Source organism: Duganella sp. GW821-FHT01E12 (genome assembly GCF_059422325.1).
In genome coordinates this window covers 78,076-102,222 of sequence record NZ_JBWKWR010000001.1, presented here as the reverse complement: position 1 = coordinate 102,222, position 24,147 = coordinate 78,076, and the positions used below count along the sequence as shown (strand labels likewise).

21 protein-coding genes are annotated in these 24,147 nt (G+C 66.7%); 13 read left to right on the top strand and 8 right to left on the bottom strand.

What is annotated here, in order from left to right; all coding sequences use genetic code 11:
• Window positions 1-54: 54 nt before the first annotated feature.
• The 3 genes from nudC (at window position 55) to AC07WS_RS00400 (ending at window position 2,799) form a co-directional block, all read left to right on the top strand.
• A complete protein-coding gene (gene nudC / locus AC07WS_RS00410) occupies window positions 55-873 on the top strand; it encodes an NAD(+) diphosphatase (RefSeq protein ID WP_494727197.1) in 819 nt (272 codons plus the stop codon).
• 61 nt (window positions 874-934) lie between these two features.
• Entirely contained in the window at window positions 935-1,501 is a 567-nt protein-coding gene (gene folE, locus AC07WS_RS00405; RefSeq protein ID WP_494727196.1) for a GTP cyclohydrolase I FolE, read from the top strand.
• Between the two features lie 5 nt (window positions 1,502-1,506).
• Window positions 1,507-2,799, top strand: coding sequence for a thioredoxin fold domain-containing protein (locus tag AC07WS_RS00400; RefSeq protein ID WP_494727195.1), 1,293 nt, complete (start codon window positions 1,507-1,509; stop codon window positions 2,797-2,799).
• Between the two features lie 15 nt (window positions 2,800-2,814).
• On the opposite strand, the gene AC07WS_RS00395 is transcribed toward AC07WS_RS00400, so the two are convergent.
• The 3 genes from AC07WS_RS00395 to AC07WS_RS00385 form a co-directional block, all read right to left on the bottom strand.
• Entirely contained in the window at window positions 2,815-3,660 is an 846-nt protein-coding gene (locus AC07WS_RS00395; RefSeq protein WP_494727194.1) for an REP-associated tyrosine transposase, read from the bottom strand.
• A gap of 160 nt (window positions 3,661-3,820) precedes the next feature.
• The gene (locus AC07WS_RS00390; RefSeq protein ID WP_494727193.1) at window positions 3,821-5,485 is read right to left on the bottom strand and encodes a M20/M25/M40 family metallo-hydrolase; all 1,665 of its coding nucleotides are present in this window, start codon (window positions 5,483-5,485) and stop codon (window positions 3,821-3,823) included.
• Window positions 5,486-5,513: 28 nt separating this feature from the next.
• Window positions 5,514-6,422, bottom strand: a complete 909-nt coding sequence (locus AC07WS_RS00385) for a LysR family transcriptional regulator (RefSeq protein ID WP_494727192.1) — start codon at window positions 6,420-6,422, stop codon at window positions 5,514-5,516.
• A gap of 106 nt (window positions 6,423-6,528) precedes the next feature.
• Between AC07WS_RS00385 and AC07WS_RS00380 the strand changes: the two genes are divergently transcribed.
• The 3 genes from AC07WS_RS00380 to AC07WS_RS00370 all read left to right on the top strand — a co-directional run bounded on the left by AC07WS_RS00380 (window position 6,529) and on the right by AC07WS_RS00370 (window position 9,705).
• On the top strand, window positions 6,529-7,539 hold the full coding sequence (locus tag AC07WS_RS00380) for an aldo/keto reductase (RefSeq protein WP_494727191.1): 1,011 nt from the start codon (window positions 6,529-6,531) through the stop codon (window positions 7,537-7,539).
• 130 nt (window positions 7,540-7,669) lie between these two features.
• Window positions 7,670-7,966: a DUF4148 domain-containing protein gene (locus tag AC07WS_RS00375; protein ID WP_494727190.1), complete on the top strand. Its 297-nt coding sequence runs from the start codon at window positions 7,670-7,672 to the stop codon at window positions 7,964-7,966.
• Window positions 7,967-8,109: 143 nt separating this feature from the next.
• Window positions 8,110-9,705 carry a methyl-accepting chemotaxis protein gene (locus AC07WS_RS00370; protein WP_494727189.1) on the top strand — a complete coding sequence of 532 codons (1,596 nt, stop codon included), beginning with the start codon at window positions 8,110-8,112 and terminating at the stop codon, window positions 9,703-9,705.
• A gap of 95 nt (window positions 9,706-9,800) precedes the next feature.
• Here the strand turns inward: AC07WS_RS00370 and AC07WS_RS00365 are convergent, their stop codons facing one another.
• The 3 genes from AC07WS_RS00365 to AC07WS_RS00355 all read right to left on the bottom strand — a co-directional run bounded on the left by AC07WS_RS00365 (window position 9,801) and on the right by AC07WS_RS00355 (window position 12,567).
• Window positions 9,801-10,214 (bottom strand): hypothetical protein, encoded by a 414-nt coding sequence (locus AC07WS_RS00365; RefSeq protein WP_494727188.1) that lies wholly within the window; start codon window positions 10,212-10,214, stop codon window positions 9,801-9,803.
• Window positions 10,132-11,823, bottom strand: coding sequence for a methyl-accepting chemotaxis protein (locus tag AC07WS_RS00360; RefSeq protein WP_494727187.1), 1,692 nt, complete (start codon window positions 11,821-11,823; stop codon window positions 10,132-10,134). The genes AC07WS_RS00365 and AC07WS_RS00360 overlap by 83 nt, the downstream gene beginning before the upstream one ends.
• A 129-nt stretch (window positions 11,824-11,952) precedes the next feature.
• Window positions 11,953-12,567, bottom strand: coding sequence for an OmpW/AlkL family protein (locus tag AC07WS_RS00355; RefSeq protein WP_494727186.1), 615 nt, complete (start codon window positions 12,565-12,567; stop codon window positions 11,953-11,955).
• A 173-nt stretch (window positions 12,568-12,740) separates the two neighbouring features.
• On the opposite strand from AC07WS_RS00355, the gene bufA2 reads away from it, so the two are divergent.
• From bufA2 to AC07WS_RS00330, 5 genes are all read left to right on the top strand, one after another.
• On the top strand, window positions 12,741-13,007 hold the full coding sequence (bufA2, locus tag AC07WS_RS00350) for a BufA2 family periplasmic bufferin-type metallophore (RefSeq protein ID WP_117015655.1): 267 nt from the start codon (window positions 12,741-12,743) through the stop codon (window positions 13,005-13,007).
• 52 nt (window positions 13,008-13,059) lie between these two features.
• The gene (gene bufB / locus AC07WS_RS00345) at window positions 13,060-13,890 is read left to right on the top strand and encodes an MNIO family bufferin maturase (RefSeq protein WP_494727185.1); all 831 of its coding nucleotides are present in this window, start codon (window positions 13,060-13,062) and stop codon (window positions 13,888-13,890) included.
• On the top strand, window positions 13,887-14,648 hold the full coding sequence (locus AC07WS_RS00340) for an HvfC/BufC family peptide modification chaperone (RefSeq protein ID WP_494727184.1): 762 nt from the start codon (window positions 13,887-13,889) through the stop codon (window positions 14,646-14,648). Before bufB ends, AC07WS_RS00340 begins: the two co-directional genes overlap by 4 nt.
• A gap of 64 nt (window positions 14,649-14,712) precedes the next feature.
• Entirely contained in the window at window positions 14,713-15,468 is a 756-nt protein-coding gene (locus AC07WS_RS00335; RefSeq protein ID WP_494727183.1) for an Ig-like domain-containing domain, read from the top strand.
• 71 nt (window positions 15,469-15,539) lie between these two features.
• Window positions 15,540-18,923: a DUF4214 domain-containing protein gene (locus AC07WS_RS00330; RefSeq protein WP_494727182.1), complete on the top strand. Its 3,384-nt coding sequence runs from the start codon at window positions 15,540-15,542 to the stop codon at window positions 18,921-18,923.
• Here the strand turns inward: AC07WS_RS00330 and AC07WS_RS00325 are convergent, their stop codons facing one another.
• Both AC07WS_RS00325 and AC07WS_RS00320 read right to left on the bottom strand, forming a co-directional pair.
• Entirely contained in the window at window positions 18,924-20,132 is a 1,209-nt protein-coding gene (locus AC07WS_RS00325; protein WP_494727181.1) for a DUF2252 domain-containing protein, read from the bottom strand.
• Between the two features lie 9 nt (window positions 20,133-20,141).
• On the bottom strand, window positions 20,142-20,873 hold the full coding sequence (locus AC07WS_RS00320) for a substrate-binding periplasmic protein (protein WP_494727180.1): 732 nt from the start codon (window positions 20,871-20,873) through the stop codon (window positions 20,142-20,144).
• A gap of 288 nt (window positions 20,874-21,161) precedes the next feature.
• On the opposite strand from AC07WS_RS00320, the gene AC07WS_RS00315 reads away from it, so the two are divergent.
• Together AC07WS_RS00315 and AC07WS_RS00310 are read left to right on the top strand one after the other, a co-directional pair.
• Complete coding sequence (locus AC07WS_RS00315; RefSeq protein ID WP_494727179.1) at window positions 21,162-23,090, top strand: SPFH domain-containing protein; 1,929 nt, start codon at window positions 21,162-21,164, stop codon at window positions 23,088-23,090.
• A 132-nt stretch (window positions 23,091-23,222) separates the two neighbouring features.
• On the top strand, window positions 23,223-24,128 hold the full coding sequence (locus AC07WS_RS00310; RefSeq protein WP_494727178.1) for a hypothetical protein: 906 nt from the start codon (window positions 23,223-23,225) through the stop codon (window positions 24,126-24,128).
• Window positions 24,129-24,147 lie beyond the last annotated feature (19 nt).

The window sequence follows — 24,147 nt, the reverse complement described above, 5'->3', positions numbered from 1 at the left end:
ATTTAGGAAACACTGTAAGATCATGGCTTGCGATAAAACCCGAGCCTCCCCGCCATGCTGCTGACTCCCGCCACATTTACCCCGCTGATCCGCCCCCACGACCATGACGATCCGCTAACTTTCGTGTTCCACCGTGGAGAGTTGCTTTTACGCAACGAAATCCTCGGCCTGCCCGACCATCAGGCGGTGGCTGCGCTGAATCTGCCGGCCGAGCGCTTCCACGCGCTGGGCCGGTGGGAAGGCCGCTACTACCAGCTGGCGTGGATCGACCGGCCGGAACTGCCGGGGCCGGAGTACGGCTACCACGGCCTGCGCTCGCTGTTCGGCGTGGCCGACGAAGGCTTCGTGGCGCTGGCCGGACGGGCCTGCCAGCTGGCCGAGTGGGCGCGCACCCACCGCTACTGCGGCGTCTGCGCCACGCCGATGCGCCAGCTCGAAGGCGAGCGCTGCTACCAATGCCCGGCCTGCGGCATGAGCGCCTATCCGCGCATCTCGCCGGCCATGATGGTGTTGATACGCAAGGGCGAGCAAGTGCTGCTGGCCATGCACGCCAACGCGCCGTACAAGCGCTACACGGCGCTGGCCGGCTTCCTGGAGGCGGGCGAGTCGATCGAGGAGGCGGTGCACCGCGAGGTGTACGAGGAGGTCGGGCTGCGGGTGCACAACCTCAAGTACTTCGGCAGCCAGTCCTGGCCCTTCCCGCATTCGCTGATGATCGCCTACACCGCCGAGTACCTGGACGGCGAGATCCGCGTCGACCCCGGCGAAATCGCCGACGCCCGCTGGTTCGGGCCGGGCGACGAGTGGCCGGACATGACGACCACCGTGTCGATCGCCGCCGAGCTGCTGAACGCCCACCGGCCGCGGCGCTAGCCGGTAGCCTGCCGCGGATTTCTATATACTGTCGGCAATCGTAAAAAAAAGGTGTTTCATCATGTCTCAAAAAGAATTTTCGGAAGGCGACTGGCGCCGACTGATCGCCAGTTTCGGTGAAGATCCCGACCGTCCGGGCCTGCTGGAAACCCCCGCCCGCGTCACCAAGGCGTGGAAACACTGGACCTCCGGCTACGGCCAGGACCCGGTCGAGCTGCTGAAAGCCTTCGAAGACGGCGCCGAGCAGTACAACGAATTGATCGTCGTGCGCGGCATCCCGGTCTACAGCCATTGCGAACACCACCTGGCGCCGTTCTTCGGCAAGGCCACGGTCGGCTACGTCCCGAACGGCAAGATCGTCGGCCTGTCCAAGCTGACCCGCCTGGTGGACTGCTTCGCCAAGCGCCTGCAGGTGCAGGAACGCATGACCATGCAGATCGCCAACGCGCTGATGGAAGTGCTGGAACCGAAGGCGGTGGGCGTGGTGGTCAAGTGCCGCCACCTGTGCATGGAAAGCCGCGGCATCCGCACGCCGGGCGAAGAGACCGTCACCTCCGCCATGCTCGGCGAGCTGCAGCCCAACCTGGCGATGCGCACCGAGTTCCTGGCCCTGGCGCGCGAGTCGTAGTCGGCATGGCGGCGATCGCATGGCAGCACGGCGGCCTCGACGCCGCCTTCGCACTGGCGGCCGCGCAGCAGCGGCCGCTGTTCCTGTACTGGGGCGCGGTCTGGTGCCCGCCCTGCAACCGGGTCAAGTCCGAGATTTTCGCGCGTGACGAGTTCATCGGGCGCACGTCGTCGGTGCTCTGCTACCACCTCGACGGCGACAGTGTAGGCGCGCAGGCGCTGGGCGCGCATTACGGACTGCGCAGCTATCCGACGCTGGTGCTGTACGCGCCGGACGGCAGCGAAATCACGCGCCTGCCGTGCGAACTGGACGGCGAGCTGTTCACCGCCGCCTTCGACACCGCGCTGGCCGTGCACGCGGCCGGCTCGTGCGCCTCGGCCGCGCTGGCGGCGGCCCTGTCCGGCGAGCGCAAGCTCAGCGCCGGCGAATGGTCGCTGCTGAGCCACTATTCCTGGGACACCGACGAAGGCCGCCTGCTGGGCACGCGCGCCTTGGCGCCGACGCTGCTGGCGCTGGTGCGCGCCTGCGACGACGCCGACGCCGGCGCGCGCCTGCAATTGCACGCGCAACTGGCCACGGCCGGCAAGGACATCGACGCCGAAGCCAACGCCGCCTTGCTGCTGAAGGTGTTCGCCGACGCGCGGCTGGCGCGCGCCAACATGGACATCCTCGGCAACAGCGGCATCCACCTGATCAAGTTCGCCACGCGGCGCGAAGAACTGGTGGCCGCGCTGGGCGCGGCTGCCGCGCAATGGGCCGCCGACTTCTGGCTCAGCGCGCCAGACCGCTTGACGGCGGTGCGCCTGCAAATGCGCCTGGGCCGCCTGCTGGCGCCGGCGCAAGGCTTGCAGGAACAGGTGCGCGCGCGGGTGGAGGCAGCGCTGGCAGAGTCGAGCGACCCGTACGAACGGCACACACTGGTCAACACCGCGGTGAGCGCCCTGAACGACGCCGGCCTGGCGGCGCAAGCCGAGCAAGTGCTGCTGGCCGAACTGCCGCGTTCGCATTCACCCTACTACTTCATGTTGAGCCTGGCCGCCAGCGCCAAGCGGCGCGGCGACACGGCGGACGTGCTGGCGTGGTACGGCAAGGCCTGGCAAGCGGCGGTGGGACCGGCGACGCGGCTGCAATGGGGCGTCAGCTACCTGAGCAGTCTGATGGAACTGGCGCCGCAAGACAGCGCCCGCATCGAGCAAGCGCGCGAAGGCCTGCGCGCCGACATCGCCCGCGCCGGCGCCGACGCCCACCACCAACGCAACCAAGCCCAGCTGCAAAAACTCGGGTGGGGTCAAGTCTGACATTCGGACACGTGCTCAGCCGTTGTCTCCGCGTTCGGCAGCGGCGACGGCGCGGCTCACCGTCTTGACCGAGACGCCGAAATGCTCGGCGATTTGCCGCATCGAAAACGCGGTGGAGCGGTAGGCCTCGGCCATCGCGATTTCGCGGGTGTATCGCAATGCATACTCGTCAAGCGACATGGCCAGCGCGCGCCGCTGCACCCGGGCGATTTCCGCCGACCTGGATTCCTTCGCAGATTCCCGGTGCCGGGCGATGAATTCGGCGTCGCCCAATATGCACCGGAAGCGCAACTGCTTGAGTGGGCTTTCCGCGCGCATGCCGGCCGTGACGAACTGCTGGTAAGCAAGCCGCGCCGCCATTTGGTCTTGGCCGAAGCAGGCCAGCAGCCAATGGGTCGCTAGCCACGCGGCCGCCGGCGCCTCGCCCATCATCGCGCGATAGCTGCTCCACTCCCAGTCGCCGGGTGCGCACGCCATGCCGGCACGCACGGGATTCAGAACGATGTAGCGCGCCAGTTCGCGCAAATAGCCCTCCTTCTGCACCAGGATGGCGTGATAGCGGCCCTGCATGACGTGGCCGACCAACTCGTGGCGGCGGTTGTAGTACTGGGAATACGCGCTGTTCAACTGACGCATGCCTTGCCCGAGATTGCCTTCGGGCGTCTCGATCAGCACGTGAAAATGATTCGCCATCTGGCAAAACGCGTGGACGACAAAATGAAAGCGTGCGCAGACGCGTTCGATTTCCGCGAGCCAGGCCAGGCGGTCGGCGCGATCGCGAAAGATGCGCTCGCGCCGGTTGCCGCGGCAAGTGACGTGATAAAGCGCACCGGGGAATTCGAGTCTGAGTGGACGGGCCATCGCCACAATGTAGCGCTTGCGCGCTGGCGCGGCGCTGATGCAACGCAGAAGTCGTCGCAGTCCCGGCCGCCAGATACGGCCGAGCCCGTGTCCGAATGTCAGACTTGACCCCAACGATCTTCAGCAGAGCTCGTGTCCGAATGTCAGACTTGACCCCAAATCAGCGCTTGAATTCGGCGTTGTCTTTCCACTGCGGGCGGTCCTTGCCCTGGGCCACCTGGTAGCCGGCTTTGAACAGCAGCTCGATGTCTTCCAGCGCGCCGCTGGTGTCCCATTTGGCTTGCACCGTGTCGTTGACGGTGTGGTACTGGTGGGCGCTGTAGTTGAGCAGCTTTTCGCGCCCGTAGCCGGCTGCCTTGCCGATGAAGTTGGAACTGCTGCGCAGGTACACCACCGGCACCCCGCCCCTGGCGAACTCGAACTGGTCGCCGCGGTAGAAGCTGCCGTAGTCGGCGTTGCTGTCCGGCCGCACGCTGCGCCCCTGGCCGCGCGCGATGGCCGTCACCAGCTCGTCGGCGCTGGACTTGCCCATGCCGCTGAGCTCGACGTCGCGCGTGCGCCCCCACAGGTTCAGGCCGTCCACGTTGATGTTCAGCAGCGTCTTGTTCAGCGGGTAGGCCGGATTGCGCGTGTAGTATTGCGCGCCCAGCAGGCCGCGCTCCTCGGCCGTGGTCAGCACGAACACGATGGTGCGCTTGGGCGCCACCGGCAGCGCCTTGTAGGCGCGCGCGATCTCCAGCAGCGCGGCGACGCCGGCCGCGTTGTCCATCGCGCCGTGGAAGATCTGCTGCGTGCGCGGCCCCGGCAGGCTGTCGTCGATGCCGAAGTGGTCCCAGTGCGCGCTGTAGACGATCGCTTCGTTCTTCAGCTGCGGATCGGAGCCGGGGATGCGCGCCACCACGTTGTGCGAGCCGACTTCGCGCCAGGCGTTCAGCGCCGTGACGTTGAGCTTGACGCCCAGCGGCACCGGCTTGAAGGCGCGCGACAGGGCCTGCTGCTTGAGCGCGTCGAAGTCCTGGCCGGCGGCCTTGAACAGCTCGCGCGCGCGGTCGCCCTGCAGCCAGCCGGGGATGGCCGGGAACAGCGGGTCGGGCGTCTTGCTCTTGATGGCGAAATTCTCGCGGCCCCAGCTGTTGCGCACCACGTCGTACGGATAGGTGGCCGGCTTGGTCTCGTGCACGATCAGCGCGGCGGCCGCGCCCATCTTGGCCGCCATCTCGAATTTGTAGTTCCAGCGGCCGTAGCGGGTGGTGGCGTTGCCGCCGAACATGGCCGGGTCCAGTTGCTTGGGATGCTTGGGGTCGGGCAGCTGCGGGTCGTTGATCAGCATGACCAGGGTCTTGCCCTTGAGGTCGGCGCCCTTGTAGTCGTCCCATTGGAATTCCGGCGCCTGCACGCCGTAGCCGACGAACACCAGCTCGGAATTGGCGACTTCGATTTTCTTGTCGGTGCGCGCGGTCCAGGCCACGTAGTCGTCGCCGAAGGTGAGCTGCTTGCTCTGGCCATCCTTGACATAGCTCAGCGTCGGATGGCTGGAAATGGCCACCAGCGGCACCGGCTGCAGGTAGGTGCCGTCCGGATTGCCCGGCTCCAGGCCCATTTTCTTGAACTGCTGCTGCAGGTAGTCGATGGTGACGGTTTCGCCATGGGTGCCCGGCGCGCGGCCTTCGAACTCGTCGGAGGCGAGCACGGTGATGTGCTCCAGCAGGCGTTCGCCGTCGATGCGGGGCGTCGCCGCCTCGGCCGGTTTTCCGGCCCGGGGCGCGGCGGCTTGGCCATGGCCGGTGCACAACGCCAGCAGCGCCATCGACAGTAGGTATCTCATTTGGAAATGATTGTTAAGAAGGAATCCCTCATTCTGACACATTTTGTTGCTCAAGAACACTAGCAAGCCAATCGACCACCAGCCGCACGCGCGGCGACAGGTGGCGGTTGTGCGCGTACACGATGCTCAGCGGCATCGGCGCCGGCCGCCATTGCGGCAGCACTTCCTCCAGTTCGCCCGAGGCCAGCAGCGGCGCCAGGCTCTGGCGCGGCATCTGGATCAGGCCCAGGCCGGCCAGGCAGGCGGCCAGGTAGGCCTCGGTGCCGCCGACCGACACCTGGCTGCGCATCGGCAAGGTGCGCGCCACGCCGCCGGCGTCGACATATTCCCAGTCGAGGTCGCGCCCGCTCTGGCTGGAAAAGAAGTTGACCGCCGTGTGGCGGCGCAGATCGTCCAGCGTCTGCGGCCGGCCGTGGCGCGCCAGGTAGGCCGGCGTGGCGACGTTGACCTGTTCCATCGACGCCACGCGGCGCGCCACCAGCGTGGAATCGCGCAGTGTGCCGCCGCGCACCGCGCAGTCTATGCCCTCGCCGACCAGGTCGACGAAACGGTCGTTGGAGCCCAGCCGCAGCTGCAGGTGCGGATGGCGCTGGCAGAACGCCGGCAGCGCCGGGATCACGTACAGGTGGGCCAGCCGCTCCGGCAGGTCGATCCGCACGGTGCCGCTGAGCAGGCGGCCGTCGCCGGCGAACAGGCCGTTCAGGCTGTCGAGGTCGTTGAGCAGGGCGGTGCAGCGCTCCAGGTACTGCGCCCCCTCCACCGTCAGGCTGACCTTGCGCGTGGTGCGCTGCAGCAGGCGCACGCCCAGCTGCTGCTCGATGGCCTGCACGGCGTTGGTGACGCTGGGCTTGGGCAGGTCCAGCCGCTCGGCGGCCTGGGTGAAGCTCTTGCAGTCGGCCACGGCCTGGAAGATCTGCATGGCCTTGAACTGGTCCATGATTGTTATCTCTGGTCGAATAAAGTAATAGGATTTACGGTATTTATTGCTTGAATCGATAATAGCATAATGGCTCCACTCGCTAACCACCCTTGGAGAACGCATCATGCAAACACGCAAACTTGGCCGCACCGGCCCGCAAGTGGCCCAGCTGGGCCTGGGCCTGATGGGCATGTCCGACCTGTACGGCCCGGCCGACCGCGGCGAAAGCCTGGCCACCATCCGCGCCGCCATGGACGCCGGCGTCACCCTGCTCGACACCGGCGACTTCTACGGCATGGGCCACAACGAACTGCTGCTGGCCGAGGCGCTGGCCGCCGGCGGCCGCGACCGGGTGCAGATCAGCGTCAAGTTCGGCGCGCTGCGCGACCCGGCCGGCAACTGGACCGGCATTGACACCCGCCCGGTGGCGCTGAAGAACTTCGCCGCGTATTCGCTCAAGCGCCTGGGCGTCGAGCACATCGACATCTACCGCCCGGCCCGCCTTGATCCCAACGTGCCGATCGAGGACACGGTCGGCGCCATCGCCGAGCTGGTCAAGGCCGGCCGCGTCAAGCACATCGGCCTGTCCGAGGTGGGCAGCGAGACGTTGCGCCGCGCCCACGCGGTCCACCCGATCGCCGACCTGCAGATCGAGTATTCGATGATCTCGCGCGGCATCGAGCACGGCATCTTGCAGACCTGCCGCGAGCTGGGCATCGGCATCACCGCCTACGGTGTGCTGTCGCGCGGGCTGATCAGCGGCCACTGGAGCCGGCAGCGTGCCGGCGAGGCCGACTTCCGCGGCCTGGCCAGCCCGCGCTTCCAGGGCGAGAACCTGGACCACAACCTGGCGCTGGTGGAAAAGCTACGCGCCGTCGCGGGCGAGCTGGGCGTGTCGGTGGCGCAGGTGGCCATCGCCTGGGTGGCGGCGCAGGGGCAGGACATCGTGCCGCTGGTGGGCGCCCGCACCCGCGTGCGGCTGGAGGAGGCGCTGGCCTCGACCCGGCTGCAGCTGTCGGCGTCGGACCTGGCGCGGCTGGAGCAGGCGGTGCCGTCCGGCGCGGCCGCCGGCGGCCGTTACGACGCCCATTCGACCGCGGTGCTGGACAGCGAGAACAGCCGATCCATCGGATAAACGGATGAGTTTAAGCGGATATTTGCGCTTTTATATCTGAAAAATTAATCCTAATATGACTCCATCGACGACACAAAGCCGGTTGGCACCCAGCACTGGGTGCCACACTTAATCTGACAAGGAGCATCATATGAACGCCAAATCCATCCTCGCCTCGGTTTCCCTGCTGCTGGCCGCCGGCGCGGCTTTCGCCCAGGGCCCTGTGGAACAGAACGAAGTCACCGCCGACATCGCCAACGCCAAGCCGGTCGCCAGCACGGTCACCCGCGCCCAGGTGAAGGCGGAAACCATCGCCGCCATCCAGGCCGGCGCGCTGGAGCAGAACGAAGTCACCAGCGACATCGCCTACCAGGCCGCGCGCGGCAAGACCCCCGGCGTGGAAGCGCGCCTGGCCGCCAAGGCGGTCAAGGACCGCAGCGTCCAGTAAATCCCGGCCGCGTTTTTCAGGCGGGCGCAACGATGCCCATCGTTGCGCCTTTTTTTTGATGCACATATTGCAAATAAACGACAGTGTCTAGGACACAATTCGGGTATTCTGGTTTCCACAAGACAATACGGAGACTCTGTACCATGAATAAGTTGTCCTTCCAACAGAAGCTCTGGGTACCGCTGATTTGCAGCCTGCTGTGCATCACCGCCATCTTCATTTACCAGACCCTGCAGATGCGCGAGGTGCGCATCGAGGAACGCCAGATCGACCTGATGAACCTGGACGACGCCGGCCTCAGCATCCTCAAGCTGTACGGCGACAAGGCCAGCTCGGGCGCCCTGAGCAAGGAAGACGCGCAGAAGCAGGCCATGGCCAGCATCCAGGCGCTGCGCTTCGGCAAGGACGGCTACATCACCATCACGCAGGGCACGCGGTCGCTGATGAATCCGTTCAAGACGGAAAACAACGGCAAGGACATGGCCGACTTCAAGGACCCGAACGGCGTCTACCTGTACCGCGACATCGCGGCCGCCGGCGCCCGGCCCGAGGGCGGCGGCTTCGTGCGCTACTCGTGGACCCGGCCCAACACCAAGGATCCGGTGCCCAAGATGAGCCGCGTGGTGCACTACGCGCAGTGGGACTGGGACCTGGTCACCGGCGCCTACATCGACGACATCGACAACGCCTTCTACAGCTCGCTGTACAAATCGGCCGGCGTGCTGGCGCTGGTGTGCCTGCTGCTGTGGGCGGTGGTGAGCGTGGTCAACAAGAGCTTGCGCCACACCATAGGCGGCGATCCGGAATATGTGGGCGAAATCGCCCAGCAGATCGCCGGCGGCGACCTCAGCGCGCACATCAAGACCCATGCGTCGGATCGCGCCAGCATCCTGTACGGCATGAAGTCCATGCAGGCGCGGCTGGCCGACACCATCGGCGAAATCCGCCGCAGCGCCGACACCATCGCCACCGCCTCGGGCGAGATCGCCTCGGGCAATATGGACTTGTCGGCGCGCACCGAATCGCAGGCCAGCTCGCTGGAAGAGACGGCCGCGTCGATGGAGGAGTTGACCTCGACCGTGAACCAGAACGCCGACAACGCGGTGCAGGCCAACCAGCTGGTGCTGTCGGCCTCGGCGGTGGCGGAGAAGGGCGGCCGCGTGGTGTCGCAGGTGGTGCAGACCATGGACACCATCAACGCCTCGGCCACGCGCATCGTCGACATCATCAGCGTGATCGACGGCATCGCCTTCCAGACCAATATCCTGGCGCTGAACGCGGCGGTGGAAGCGGCGCGGGCGGGCGAGCAGGGACGCGGGTTCGCGGTGGTGGCGTCCGAGGTGCGCAACCTGGCGCAGCGCTCGGCCGGCGCGGCCAAGGAGATCAAGGAGCTGATCAACGCCTCGGTGGAAAGCATAGGCGCCGGCAGCGCGCTGGTGGCCGAAGCCGGCACGACGATGGATCAGGTGGTGGCCAGCGTCTCGCGGGTAACGCAGATCATGTCGGCGATCACCGAAGCGTCGAGCGAGCAGAGCACCGGCATCGGCCACGTCAACATGGCGATCACGGAGATGGATTCGGTGACGCAGCAGAACGCCGCGCTGGTGGAGCAGGCCGCGGCGGCGGCGGGCAGCATGCAGGAGCAGGCCGGCCGTCTGGCCGAGTTGGTCAGCCGCTTCAAACTCGATGGCGAAACCGCCGCCAGCGGCAAGCGCACCAGCCGCCTCGCCCTGCGCTAAACCGTGGGGTCAAGTCTGACATTCGGACACGAGCTCGGCCGTAGTGCGCGCACTACGGCCGAGCTCGTGTCCGAATGTCAGACTTGACCCCAATTTTATTTGGCGGGTTCCAGCACCGCCGCTTCGAATACCAGCTTCCTGTCTTCCACCCGGAATACGCCGATCAGCTCGCCCTCGGCGCCCTTGACGTCGGGGTACTGGGTGCAGCTCTGCGTTTCAACCTGCCACATCTCTTTGCCGGCGCGCAGCGTCCAGACGTTGTCGCCGTTCGACAGCAGTTCGATTTCCACTTCGTCGGCCGGCATCTCGGCCAGCTCCACGCGGCGCAGGCAGTCCGGCAGCCGCTGCATGATCAGCTCGACCTTGCTGTCGCCGCTCCAGAAGTGCTTCTGTGCGCGGTGCAGCGTCAAGGCGTGGTTGCCGGTGCTACCGTCCGCGTAGTACGAGGCCGAGTCGTCGACGCATGCCGTCAGCAGCAGGGAGGTCAGGACTATCAGGATCTTGCGCATGGGCCGTGGTTCCATTGGTGGTGAGTGCGAGCGGTTGCCGGCCATTATAGCGGCCTCCGCCGGCCGCCTCGGTTTTGAAGAAGCCCACCACCGCCGCCAGCGCCGCCGCCTGCTCCTGCATGCTTTGCGACGCGGCCGCCGCCTGTTCCACCAGCGCCGCGTTCTGCTGCGTCACCTCGTCCATTTGCGCGATGGCCATGTTGATCTGCTCGATGCCCATAGTCTGCTCGTGGCTGGCCGAGGTGATCTCGCCCATGATGTCGGTCACCCGGTGGATGCTGGCGACGATGTCGCCCATGGTCTGCCCGGCCTCGCCGACCAGCCGCGAGCCGTCGTCGACGTTGGCCACCGAGGCCGAGATCAACTCCTTGATTTCCTTGGCCGCCGCCGCGCTGCGCTGCGCCAGGTTGCGCACCTCGGACGCCACCACCGCGAAGCCCCGTCCCTGTTCGCCCGCCCGCGCCGCTTCCACCGCCGCGTTCAGCGCCAGAATATTGGTCTGGAAGGCGATGCCGTCGATCACGCCGATGATGTCGACGATCTTGCGCGAGGAGCTGTTGATGTTGCCCATGGTGCTGACCACCTGCGAGACGATGGCCCCGCCCCGCGTCGCCACTTCCGACGCGGTGCACGCCAGCGTGTTGGCCTGGCGCGCGTTGTCGGCGTTCTGCTTGACGGTGCTGGTCAACTGCTCCATCGACGAGGCGGTCTGCTCCAGCGAGCTGGCCTGTTCCTCGGTGCGGGTCGACAGGTGCAGGTTGCCGGCCGCGATTTCGTTGGAGGCGGTGGCGATGGTGTCGGTGCCCTGGCGCACCTGGTTGACCACGTTGAGCAGGCTGTCGTTCATCGAGCGCAGCGCGCCCAGCAGGCGCCCCGTCTCGTCGCTGGTGCGCACCTCGATGTGCGAGGACAGGTCGCCCGAGGCCACCGTCTCGGCCACGCCCACCGCAGCCGTCAGCGGCACCGTGATCGAGCGGCTGATGAACCAGCCCACCGCGCAGCCGATCGCCATCGCCAGCGCGCCCAGGCCCACCAGCACGATCTGCGCGGTACGCAGCGCCGCGTCGACCTCGTCGCCGGCCTGCTTGGTCTGCGCGGTTTCGTAGGCAACGATGTCGTCCAGCGCCTTCTGCACGTCGTTCAGGGTGGGGCCGGCCACTTGCGTCAGATAGCTCATGGCTTCCTGGACCTCGCCCTCCTTGCGCAGCGCGATCACCTTGTTGTTCTTGGCCGCCCCGGTCTTGAGCAACTCGTCCAGCGTGGCCAGCATGGCTTTTTCCTTGTCGTCGCGGACATGCTCGAGCAGGATTTTTTTCGCCTCGCCGTAGCGCTTGCGCGACGCGGCTATCTTGTCCAGCTCGGCGTTGACTTCCTCCATGCTGGCGACGACGAGAGTGGTGGTCAGCGACAGGGTGATGCCGCGCACATTGTCGAGCATGCGGTTGGCCGCATCCATCTTGACGTTCTTGTCGTCGATGATGTCCTGCGTGCGGCTGCCGATGCCGTTCATGGAGCTCAGGCCCAGCACGACGATGGCCACCAGCAGCGCCAGCACGATGCCGAAGCCCAGGCTGAGGCGGGTGCCAATTTTGACGTGGTCGAATGACATAGCGATACTCCTCTCGTTGAAGCAAAAAAAAAACGGGCATTCGAGAAAACCGCTTTCTCAAAGTGCCCGTTCCTGTCAGCATGCTGGCAGCCCTGCCGCGGCGCTTACGCCTGCCGCGGTGCTGTCCGCTTAGAATCGATAGCCAACACCAACGCCTACCATCAGCGGATCGACCTTCACGCGGCTGACCTTGGCGCCACTGATGAAGACATCGCTGCGGATTTGCACTTTCTTCACGTCGAAGTTGAGCGACCATTTCTTGTCGATCGCGTAGTCGACGCCCGCTTGCAGCGCCAGGCCGAAGCTGTCATGTTCCAGGCCGCCCTTGCCGCCCAGCAGATCCACCTTGGACATGGTGGTGTAGTTCACGCCGGCGCCCAGGTAGGGCTTGAACGGCGTGCTGTTCACGAAGTGATATTGCAGCAGCAGCGTGGGCGGCAGGTGCTTGAAGGTGCCGATGTTGGCGCCGTCCAGCGACACGTCATGCTTTTGCGGATAGGTCAGCACCAGCTCGGCCGCCAGGTTGGGCGAGAAGAAGTAGGAGACGTCGAATTCTGGAATGGTCTTGTTGCTGACGGTCAGGCGGTCGGAGGCGCCCACGCCGCCGACTGGATCGGATTTATTGGCGGTATCCAGGTGCACGGCGCGCACACGTACCAGCCACGGGGTTTCTTCCGCCATCGCGCTGCTGCCTGCAACCAGGCTCAGGGTGGCCAATACTGCTGCTGCTAAAGACTTGCTCATTTCAACCCTCTTTGTCGTTGTGAAGTAATGAATGCAAGTCTATTGACGCAGCGCAGTAAAAACTTTGATGCAAGTCAAAAAAGAAAATATTTTCCAAATGTGTGTAAGTAATCGCGCCATCGATGCGACAGAGTCATGCAGCACCTACCCAACCTACCTTTTTGGAGAATCACATGAACCACATCACCCGCATCGCCGCCATGGCAGCCACCGTCGCCACCATGGCCATGTCCGCATCGGCCATCGCCGCCACCTCTACCGTCAGCGCCGACGACACCGTGCACTGCGCCGGCATCAACAGCTGCAAGGGCACCAGCGATTGCGCCACCGCGGAAAACGCCTGCAAGGGCCAGAACTCCTGCAAGGGCCACGGCTTCCTGGCCACCAAGGCCGGCGCCTGCTTCGCCAAAAAAGGCAAGATTGTCGATCTGGACAAGTAATCACCGCAGCCCTTATCGCTACCGCGCCGGCACCGCCGGCGCTGCGCCCACCATGACACCTACATTGCCGTCGCCAGGTTACGGACTTGGCCTGCGCCCCGCGCACTACGCCGACATCATCGCCACGCCGCCCGCCGCGACCGGCATCGACTGGTTCGAGATCCTGTCCGAGAACTACATGGTCCCCGGCGGCAAGCCGCTGGCCATGCTCGACCGCATCCGCCGCGACTATCCGATGGTCATGCATGGCGTGTCGATGTCGATCGGCACGCCGCAGGGGCCGTCCGACGATTATCTGCGCGAACTGAAAAAACTGATGCGGCGCGTCGAGCCGCTGTGGGTGTCCGACCATTTGTGCTGGACCGGCACGCACGGCGCCAACATGCACGACCTGTTCCCGCTGCCCTACACCGAGGAGGCCGTGGCGATCGTCGCGCGCAACGTGCGGCGCGTGCAGGACTACCTGGAACGCCCGCTGTTGCTGGAGAATGTGTCGAGCTATCTGTCCTTCGAGGCGGACACCCTGCAGGAATGGGACTTCGTGGCCGCCGTGGCCGAGCAGTCCGACAGCCTGATCCTGCTGGACGTGAACAACGTCTACGTCAGCAGCGTCAATCACGGCTTCAACCCGATCGCCTATCTGGACGCGCTGCCGGCGCGGCGCGTGCAGCAGATCCACCTGGCCGGCCACAGCGTGCAGCAAGGCTGCATCATCGACACCCACGACCAGGCGGTGGCCGATCCGGTATGGGCCCTGTACGCGCAGGCCTTGCGCCGCTTCGGCAAGGTGGCGACGATGATCGAGCGCGACGACCGCATCCCGCCGCTGGCCGAACTGTCGGCCGAGCTGCGCCGCGCGCGCACGCTGGCGGAGGCCCTGTGAACACGGTCGATCAAGTCCAGCGCGAGTTCCAGCGCTACATCCTGGCCGACGACGCGCCGGGCGCCATCCACGCCGCCGTGCGCGAGCAGTACGGCCTGAGCGCCGCGTCGCGGCTGGCGATCTACCACCGCGCCTACCGCAGCCGCCTGCGGCAGGCGCTGTGCGAGGCCTACGACAAGACCTGGACCTACCTCGGCGACGACATGTTCGCCGGACTGGCCGACAGCTACATCGCCGCGCAGCCGTCGCAGCACGCCAACTTGCGCTGGTTCGGCGGCGGCCTGGCCGCGCACGCGGCGCTGGTGCTGGCGGACTATCCCTTCATCGCCGAACTGGCGGAGCTGGAATGGTCGCTCAGCCTGGCCTTCGACGCGCAAGACGCCGCGCCGCTGGCCGCCGCCGACCTGGCGGCGCTAGCGCCCGAAGCGTGGGGCGATCTGCGCTTCGGCCTGCACCCGTCGGTGCATCTGCTGGAGATGCGCTGGAACGCGGTCGCGCTGTGGCAGGCGCTGGCTGCCGGCGCCGAGCCGCCGCCGCCGGAGCAGGCCGCCGGCGCCGGCCACTGGCTGGTGTGGCGCCAGGACGAACAGCCGCGCTTCCGCTCGCTGCCGCCGCTGGAGGCCGACGCGCTGTACCGCATCGCAGAAGGCGCGACCTTCGGCGAGGTGTGCGCGGCCGCCGGCGAGGAAGCGCTGCTGGCGCTGGCGGGCTATCTGCAGCACTGGCTGGCGCAGGGGGTGCTGACGCGTGATAGTTGAATAGTTTTCCCCATGGGAAACATTGGGATGTTGGCATACCAAAAATTTTCAATCGATTCACGCCATGGCCGACGATTTCCGCTCCGACTACACCACCACTGGCCGCCTGGAGCCGGCGCACGGGGTGATCGGCGCGGCCGGCGACCAGGACTGGTTCAAGGTCCACCTGCAGGCCGGCGGCGGCACGCTCGACACCGCCGACCACTCGCCCGCCATCAATCTGTGGATGGCCGACGGCAGCAACGCCGGCTACAGCAGCCCGGCGGTCGGCGAACCGCGCATTTTCTACCACGCCAGCGCCAGCGGCGACTACTTCGTCGACGTGCATGTCAACGGCGGGCTCACCGGCAGCTATACCGTCAACGAAACGCTCACCAGCGGCGACGTCAGCGCGCCGGTGCTGACGTCGAGCTCCTTGCAGAGCGGCGCCGTCAACACGCCGCTGCGGCAGAAGATCGTGCTCGATTACAGCGAGGCCATCATGCTTGGCAGCGGCGGCACGCTCAAGGACGCCGACGGCGTCGACCTGGCGGAAGCGTACCACCAGTCGGTGCTGACGGTGCTGGGCCACACGCTGACCATCGATCCGCACATCTTCCTCAAGCCGGGCATACCGTCGCGCTGCCCGAGGGCGCCGTGCTCGACCTGGCCGGCAACACGCTGCAGAACGTGGAGCGCCTGCTGTTCACCGACCACGCGCTGGCGCTCGACGTCGACGGCGTCGGCGGCCAGGTGTACCGGCTATACCAGGCCGCGTTCCACCGCGCGCCGGCCGCCAGCGGCGCCGGCTTCTGGGAGCACCTGGCAGGCCCGCACGTGACAATTGAATAGTTTTCCCTTGAGAAATCTTAGTATTATGTTACATCCCGAAATCTCACACTATTGCGCATCATGGCCGACGACTACAGCTCCGACATCTCCACCACCGGCCGCCTCGGCGTCGGCGGCAGCGCCAAAGGCAGCGTTGACTCCAACGGCGATGCCGACTGGTTCAAGATCACGCTGACGGCCGGCACCAGCTACCTGTTCCAGATGACCGGCCAACTGGATGGCGGCGGCACCTTGACCGACTTCTCCGGCAGCACGCTCATGGTGTACAACGGCGACAGCGTGCCGCTGGCCTCCAGCTGGTACTCGCCGTCCGGCGGCCACGGCCCGCAGGTGGGCTACACCGCGGACCACAGCGGCAGCTACTACGTCGGCGCCCTCAACGGCTATTACTCGCTCGGCAAGACCTACACGCTCAAGGCGACGCTGGCCGACGCCGACGACTTTGCCGGCGACCGCAGCACCACCGGCGAGGCGAGCGCGGAGGCGACGCTGACCGGCGCCTTCCAGCTGCCCGACGACAAGGACTGGTTCCATTTCCACGCCGATGCGGGCCAGGTGGTGCGCTTCGACAACGGCAGCGGCGCCGGCCTGTCGGAGGTGAGCCGGCGCACCATCTACAACGCCGACGGCCAGTATGTCACCAGCCTGCAGTCCGAGCCGCAGTTCGTGGTGAACAAGTCCGGCGAGTACTACCTGGAGCTGGCCGCCAGCGGCACCGTGGGCGCGTACGCGCAGACCATGCACGTGGGCTACGACGATTATTCCAGCGACGACAGCCGCGCCGGCGCGCTCTACCTGTCGGGCCAGGTAAGCGGCAAGTTGGACTATCAGGGCGATGTGGACCGCTTCACCATGGACATGACGGCGGGCCAGGTCTATACGCTGAGCCTGTCGATGGACGCGGACGCGCGGCAGTTGCCCAACCTGTCCGTGAGCGACGCCAGCGGCGCCTATCGCGGCTACTACAACGCGAACGTGGTGAACGGCACGATGACGGTGCGCTTCCTCGCCGCCAGCAGCGGGACCTACAAGCTCGACGTCGGTTCCAGTTATCCCGACTTCAGCGGCAAGGCCTACACGCTCAAGGCGCTGTCGTCGGAAGCCGACGACCACGGCGGCACGATGGCCAGCGCCACCGCGCTGGCGCTGGGCCAGACCGTCAGCGGCGTGCTGCAGAGCCGGGACGACGTGGACATGTTCCAGATCGACCTGGACGCCGGCGTGACCTACAATATCGCGCTGCCGCAGAACGACGGCTACAACCTCAGCGGCCGGCTGACCGACGCCAACGGCGGGCAGGCCGCGTGGACCTCCAATTACAAGGCCTTCAGCTTTACGCCGACGGTGGCCGGCACCTACTATCTGTCGCAGTCGCCGGGCTATTCGGTCAACGACGCGCAGCCCTACTCGGTGACGGTCAGCGCCGCCGCCGACGACTACGCGGCCAACACCGGCACCACCGGCAAGCTGCTGGTGGGCGGATCGACCAAGGGCGAGCTGGAAGCCGGCGGCGGCGACCGCGACTGGTTTGCGGTCACGCTCAACGCCGGCGGCAGCTACTGGTTCCGGGTGGCCGGCAACAACGAGGGCGCCGGCACGCTGGCCGCGGGCGCCACGGTCAAGCTGTACGACGCCCAGGGCAAGCTGCTGGCCACGGAGGCCGGCGGCTACTACTCGGCGTCGCCGGTGCTGCAGTACCAGGCCGCCACCAAGGGCACCTACTTCGTCGAGGTGTCGTCGCCGAACAATGCCGGCACCTACCAGGTCAAGGCCCAGGTGGCCGAGCGCGACGACTACGGCAGCGACGCGGCGCACGCCAGCCCGATCCAGGAGGGCGTGACGGTCAACGGCAAGCTGGAGCTGACCACCGACCGCGACGTGTTCAAGCTCTCGGCGCTGCAGGGCGCCAGCTACGAGCTGGTGCTCACGTCGGCCACGGCGGACACGCTCTGGAGCAGCTACGCCTCGGTCAGCGTCAGCGACGGCGCCAGCAGCTACACCTCCACCCGCACCTTCTACGGCAGCGACGGCAAGACGCACCTGATGTTTGACGCCGCGCACGCGGGCGACTACTACCTGACCGTGGCCACGTCGCTGCAGGGCGTCGCCGGCGGCTATGCGCTGACCGCCAAGCTGCTGGGCATCGACGATTTCAGCGCCAACGCGCAGACCACCGCCCTGGTGACCCCGGACGCGCCGCTGCGGGGCGCGCTGGGCGTGCCCGGCGACCAGGACTGGATCAAGGTGCACCTGGAGGCCGGCCGCAGCTACGTGTTCGACCTGCAGGGCGCGCAAAGCGGCGGCGGCAGCCTCGATACCGGCGACTACGCGACCAGCATGGTACTGATGGGGAGCGGCGGTTCCTACCTAGCCCAAAGCAGCGCGGCGGCGGGCGAGCCGCGCATTGCCTACCTGGCCGCCAGCACCGGCGACTACTTCCTCAGCGTCTACAACAGCAGCTCCAAGACCGGCAGCTATACCGTCAGCGAAACGCTGACCAGCGGCGACGCCAGCGCGCCGGTATTGCTGTCGAGCTCATTGCAGAACGGCGCCGTCAACACGCCGCTGCAGCAGAAGATCGTGCTCGATTACAGCGAGGCCATCATGCTCGGCAGCGGCTACACGCTCAAGGACGCCAACGGCGTCAGCGTGCCGGCAGGGTACGGCACGCCGCTGTTCAAGGCGCTGGGCCACACGCTGACCATCGATCCGCACATCTTCCTCAAGCCGGGCATGAGCTACACCGTCGCGCTGCCCGAGGGCGCCGTGCTCGACCTGGCCGGCAACAAGGCGGCCGCGCAGAGCTACACCTTCACCACGCTGCCGGCGGTGACCGCGGGCACCGCCGGCAACGACTACCTGGTGGGCGCGGCCAAGGGCCTGTCGCTCGACGGCGGCGCCGGCCTCGACACGGTGTACTACGACGGCACCGGATCCAACCTGTCCATCAGCCGCGACGCCAGCGGCAAGGTGACGGTGCGCGACTACTGGAGCGGCAACGCCGGCGACACGCTGCAGAACGTGGAGCGCCTGCTGTTTACCGACCATGCGGTGGCGCTCGACGTCGACGGCGTCGGCGGCCAGGTGTACCGGCTGTACCAGGCCGCGTTCCACCGCGCGCCGGCCGCCAGCGGCGCCGGCTTCTGGATGTCGGCCATGGATCACGGCGCCAGCCTGACGGCGATCGCAGACCAGTTCGTGCAAAGTCCGGAATTCGCCAGGCTGTACGGCACCGCGGCCAGCGACGGCGATTTCGTCAAGCAGGTGTTCCACAACGTGCTGGGGCGCGATCCGCTGCCGGCCGGCAGCGATTTCTGGACCGGCGCGCTGCACGACGGCGCCTCGCGCGCGGCGGTGCTGGCGGCCATCAGCGAAAGCACGGAAAACGTCGCCCACGTCGCGCAGGTCATCGGCAACGGCTTCAACTACACGCCGTGGGGCTGATCACCAGCTGCCCAGCCACGCCTTGCAGGCCCGCCACTGGGCTTGCGTCTGCTCGGTCATGGCGGCGGCGGCGTTGAGCATAGTCAGGCGCCAGCCGTCGTCGCGGCCGTGGGCGATCAGCTCGTCCGCGCCGGCCGCGCCGCCCCGGCCCGCCGCGCGCAACTGATCCCACGCCAGGTTGCAGCCCATGGTGGCGATCACTTCCTCCAGCCGGCTCAGCTTCTTGCCCCACGCATCGAGCGCCACCCGGTCCTCCGACGGCTGCAGCCCGCGCAGCACGCACGAGCGGCCGTCCAGCGCGACCGCGTGCAGGAAGGCGTGGTCGACCGCCTGCATGCGCTGCTGCGCCGTCACCACGCGGCTGGCCTGGTCCGGCCACGCCGGCTGCTTGATCTTCCACGCGGCCAGGCGCGGCGCCAGCGCCGACGGCTTGCATTCCTTGATGTCGAGCAGATAGTTCCCGTCCGGCGACCCCTTGCCTTCGACCAGCACCACAAAGCGCATCAAGCCCAGGCTGCCGGTGCCGGCGATGCGGCGCGCCGCGTCCAGCATGGTGTAGAACGCCGGCTGCTCCTGCTGCGCGGCGAAGCGCGGCAGGAAGGCCTCCAGCAGCTCGCGCTGGCCCGGCAGCAGCGGCAGCGCCTTCTCGCCGTCGAGGTTCAGGCTGCGGCGCTGGCCTTTGCGCGTGGTGCGCTTGTCGAGGAAGTCGACGCGCTTGCGGTCCTGAAGATCGCACAGCAGGTCCCTGATCAGGCCCACGCTGGTTTCGCGCTCGACCCAGCGCGGCTTGCCGGCGGCCAGCGCGGCGCGGTAGGCGTCCAGGCAGCGGGCGCTCAGCGCGGCCGCCTCGTTGGCCGACACGCGCAGCGCGTCGGCGCCGCACTGGATGCTGGCGAGCAGGCGCACCAGGTCCCAGCTGGCCGGCGCCAGCGCTGCCTCGTCGAAATCGTTGATATCGAAATAGACCTGGCGGTTGTCGCCCTTGTAGCTGCCGAAGTTTTCCAGGTGCAGGTCGCCGCAGCTCCAGGCCAGCGGCGCCTTGCGGAACAGCGGCTGGTCCGGCAGCAGCTCGTCGTAAAACAGGTGGTCGGCGCCGCGCAGGAACAGGAAGGCGCTCTGCGCCATCTTGCGGTATTTCATGCGCAGCAGTTGTGGGTCGCGCTCCTGGTTGTGGGTTTGCAGGGCGGCGATCAGTGCATCGGTATTCATGGGAACCTCCTAGCGGTAGCGCGCCAGTATCTGGTCGATCACGCCCTCCTTGAGCATGGCGTCGATGACCCGGTTGGCGTCGGCGAATGGGACTTGCGATTTGCGCGAGAACGCGCACTGCGCCTTGTAGCTGGAGAACACCAGCTCCGGCCGCAGCTTCAGCGCGGGGTGGATGCGCTGCAGGTAGATCAGCGTGCTTTCGCCGGCCACCGTGTAGGGCGTTTTACCGGCGATCATCTGCTGCACGTTGAGGTCCATGCTGGCCGCATCGACGCGGGCGAAGCGCTTGCCCAGCACCTGCTCGATGCGCGGATAGCGGTAGCCCGCCACGGTGCCGACCGGCTTGTCCTTGAGATCCTTGAGGGAGCGCAGGCGGGGCGCGTCGGCGCGCGCCACCACCAGTTCGGTATCGGGCAGCAGCGGCGCGCTCCAGTCGTAGTCGCCGTCGATCCAGAACGGCATCACGTAGCACATGGCGTCGGCGCGGCCGCCGGTGAGCGCGGGGGTGACGCCGGGCACGTCGACGTTCAGGTAGACGGGACGCAGGCCCAGACGCTGCGCCAGCGCGTCGCCCAGATCCTTGACGATGCCGCCGTCCAGCGCGCCGTTGCTGAAGCGGACGATGGGCATGGTCTGGTCCAGCGGCGCCAGCATCACCAGTTCGCCCGGCCCGGCGTGCGCGGCCAGCGGCGGCAGGGCCGCCATCAGGATGGTGAGCAGGGGCAGGGCGGTTTTCAGCATCGGCATCTTCCAGGACCTGGGGGGATGGATCATTATAGTCGCCGCCGGGTTTAGAGTGCATGCTCTAATCCCGGCGGCCCACCTTTACCTTTTACGCCATTGTGCAAGAATGATCAGCACGAACTCATTGAACGGTAATAACAAAAACATCGTGTTCACCCCACTCGTTAGTGCCCTCGCGGCAAGCGCAGTAAGCCTCCCCCACACCAGCCTTCCATTTGCCTGTCCGCGACGATAGCCGCGCCGGGCTGCTGCATCCACAACTTTATCCACAACCGAAAGGTTCGTATGTTTACCCTGCTTGGCAGTGAAGTAACCGTTGTCGTCTGCATTCTCGTCATCGCCGCCCTGATCAAGTTTTCCGGGGCCATCAAGTACATCCCCAACGACCGCGTCGGGGTCATCGAAAAACTCTGGAGCTCGTCCGGCTCCGTGCAGAACGGCCTGCTGGCGCTGAACGGCGAGGCCGGCCTGCAGCCCGATCTGCGCCGCGGCGGCTTCCACTTCTTCGCGCCGTTCCAGTACCGCGTGCACATCCATCCGATGGTGTCGGTCACGCAGGGCACGATCGCCTACGTGTTCGCCCGCGACGGCCTGGACCTGCCGGCCGGCCAGACGCTGGCCGACAACTCGCGCATCGTCGACTTCCGCAACGTGCGCGACTTCCTGCGCGACGGCGGCCAGAAAGGCCCGCAGCGCATGGTGCTGCGCGAAGGCACGCACATCATCAATCCGGCGCTGTTCGTCGTGATGACCGAGGAGACCACCTATTCGATGTCGCTCGACGCGCTGGAAAAAGCCTACTACCAGCAGATGCGCGGCGTGCTCGACGAGCGCGGCGGCTTCAAGCCGGTGGTGATCAAGGAGGTAACCGGCTCGCACGACTCCGACCAGCTGGCCGTGGTGACGGTGCAGGACGGCCCCGGCCTGCTGAAGGACGAGCTGCTGGCGCCCGACGTCGGCGACAGCCACAACGCCTTCCAGGAGCCGGAGAAGTTCCTCGCCGCCGGTGGCCGCCGTGGCCGCCAGGAGCGCGTGCTGGTCGAGGGCACCTACTTCATCAACCGCCTGTTCGCGACGGTGGAGTTCATCAAGAAGACCATCATCCCGGTCGGCTTCGTCGGCGTGGTGGTGTCGTACACGGGCCGCGTGGGCACCGATTTGTCGGGCACCGAGTACTCGCACGGCGAGCTGGTGGAGACCGGCTGCCGTGGCGTCTGGCGCGACGCGCTGATGCCGGGCAAATACGCCTTCAACACCTACGCCGGCAAGATCGAGCTGGTGCCGACCACCAACTTCGTGTTGATGTGGAAGTCCGGCGAGAGCGGCTCCAACTTCGACAAGAACCTGCGCGAGATCACCCTGATCACCAAGGACGCGTTCGAACCGCAGCTGCCGCTGTCGGTGGTGGTGCACATCGACTACCGCAAGGCGCCGATGGTGGTGCAGCGCTTCGGCAACGTGGCGCAGCTGGTCGAGCAGACGCTCGATCCGATGGTGTCGTCGTACTTTAAAAACGTCTCGCAGACCAAGACCTTCATCGACCTGATCCAGTCGCGCAGCGAGCTGCAGAACAACGCCTCGACCGACATGAAGCAGCGCTTCCAGGCCTACTCGCTGGAATTCCAGGAGGTGCTGATCGGCACGCCGAAGCCCCAGGCCGGCGACAACAAGATCGAGGACATCATGGCCCAGCTGCGCGACCGCCAGATCGCCCGCGAGCAGGTCGAGACCTTCGCGCAGAAGCAGATCGCGGCCGACAAGCAGCGCGAGCTGAACGAGGCCGAACAGCGCGCCGCCAAGCAGAAGGAGCTGACCGGCTCGCTGGTGGACATCTCGATCAAGGAGAACCAGGGTTCGGCCAACGTCAAGGCCGCCGAGAAGCGCCGCCAGGAGATCGAGGCGCTGGCGCAGGCCGACAAGTTCCGCCAGGAGATGGAAGGCGCCGGCCGCGCCTCGGCGATCCGCTCGGTGGGCGAGGCGGAGGCGGCCGCCATCCAGGCCAAGTCCGAGGCCATGCAGGGCGAGGGCGCGGACAAGCAGCTGATGCAGACCGTGATGCTGCGCCTGGCCGAAGCGTTTGAAACGGCCAAGGTGCCGCTGGTGCCGCAGGTGCAGATGGGCGGCGGCGACAGCAACGCCTTCGGCACGCTGATGGGCCTGATGAGCGCGATGAAGGCGGGTGAGCTGACCCAGTCCATCAACGACAAGGGCTGACCGCAGCGGCGCGCGCGGATGGCAGCGCGCGCGCCCTCGGATTTCCTCTCGGCAAACGGGCGCTACGCCGCGGGCATCGGACGTAGACTGGAATGGTGACCGATCTCAAGCGTCTCAACCCAGGAGCCCACCATGACACACACACTGGCAGCCGTATTTGAAACCCGTGCCGAGGCTAACCGAGCCAAGGACGAACTGATCCACAGCGGCTACGCCGCCGACAGCATCACCGTGAGCGATTCCGGCAGCGTGGCCGGCACCCCGCGCATCAACGACAACGCCTCCATCCTGCACAGCATCCGGCAGATGTTCAGCCAGTTGCTGGGGCGCGAGCACGCGGATCGCCACATCTACGCCGAGGCGCTCAACCGCGGCCATGTGGTGCTGACCATCCGCACCCACGGCATGGAAGCGGCCGACCGCGCGGCCGACATCGTCGAGGACTTCAACCCGATCGACATCGACGAGCATGAGACCATGTGGCGCGCCAGCGGCTGGAGCGGCGGCGAGCTGCTGCGCAGCGGCGCCGGCGCGCCGCAGTCCGCGCCGGGCGCGCAGCAGAGCGCACCCGAGCAGCACGGCATCCGCCCGCGCGAGGAGGCGGTGGACTTCGCCCGCTCCGAGCAGGGCTCGCTGGCGCCGGGCTCGATGCAGCGCGGCGAGACGGTGTCGCCGACCATGACCGGCGTGAACGCGCCGATCTCGGAACAAAGCACGGTGCAGCGCAGCGGCATGCGCATCTATCCGCGCGATACGGCCTCGGCCACGCTGGACATCCTGCGCGGCAGCGGCGACGACGACCTGTATTTCCGCAGCCACTGGGAGCAGACCCTGTCCTACAGCGGCGGCACCTACCAGGAGTTCGATCCGGCCTACCGCTACGGCGCATCGATGGCCGGCAATCCCGGCTACCGCGACAAGCCGTGGGACGAAGTCGAACCCGAGCTGCGCAGCGACTGGGAAAGCCGGCATGCGCAATCGAGCTGGGAAAAGTTCAAGCAAGCCGTGCGCGCAGGCTGGGAGCGGGTGACGAAATAGGCCGGAGCGGCGTCCGCCG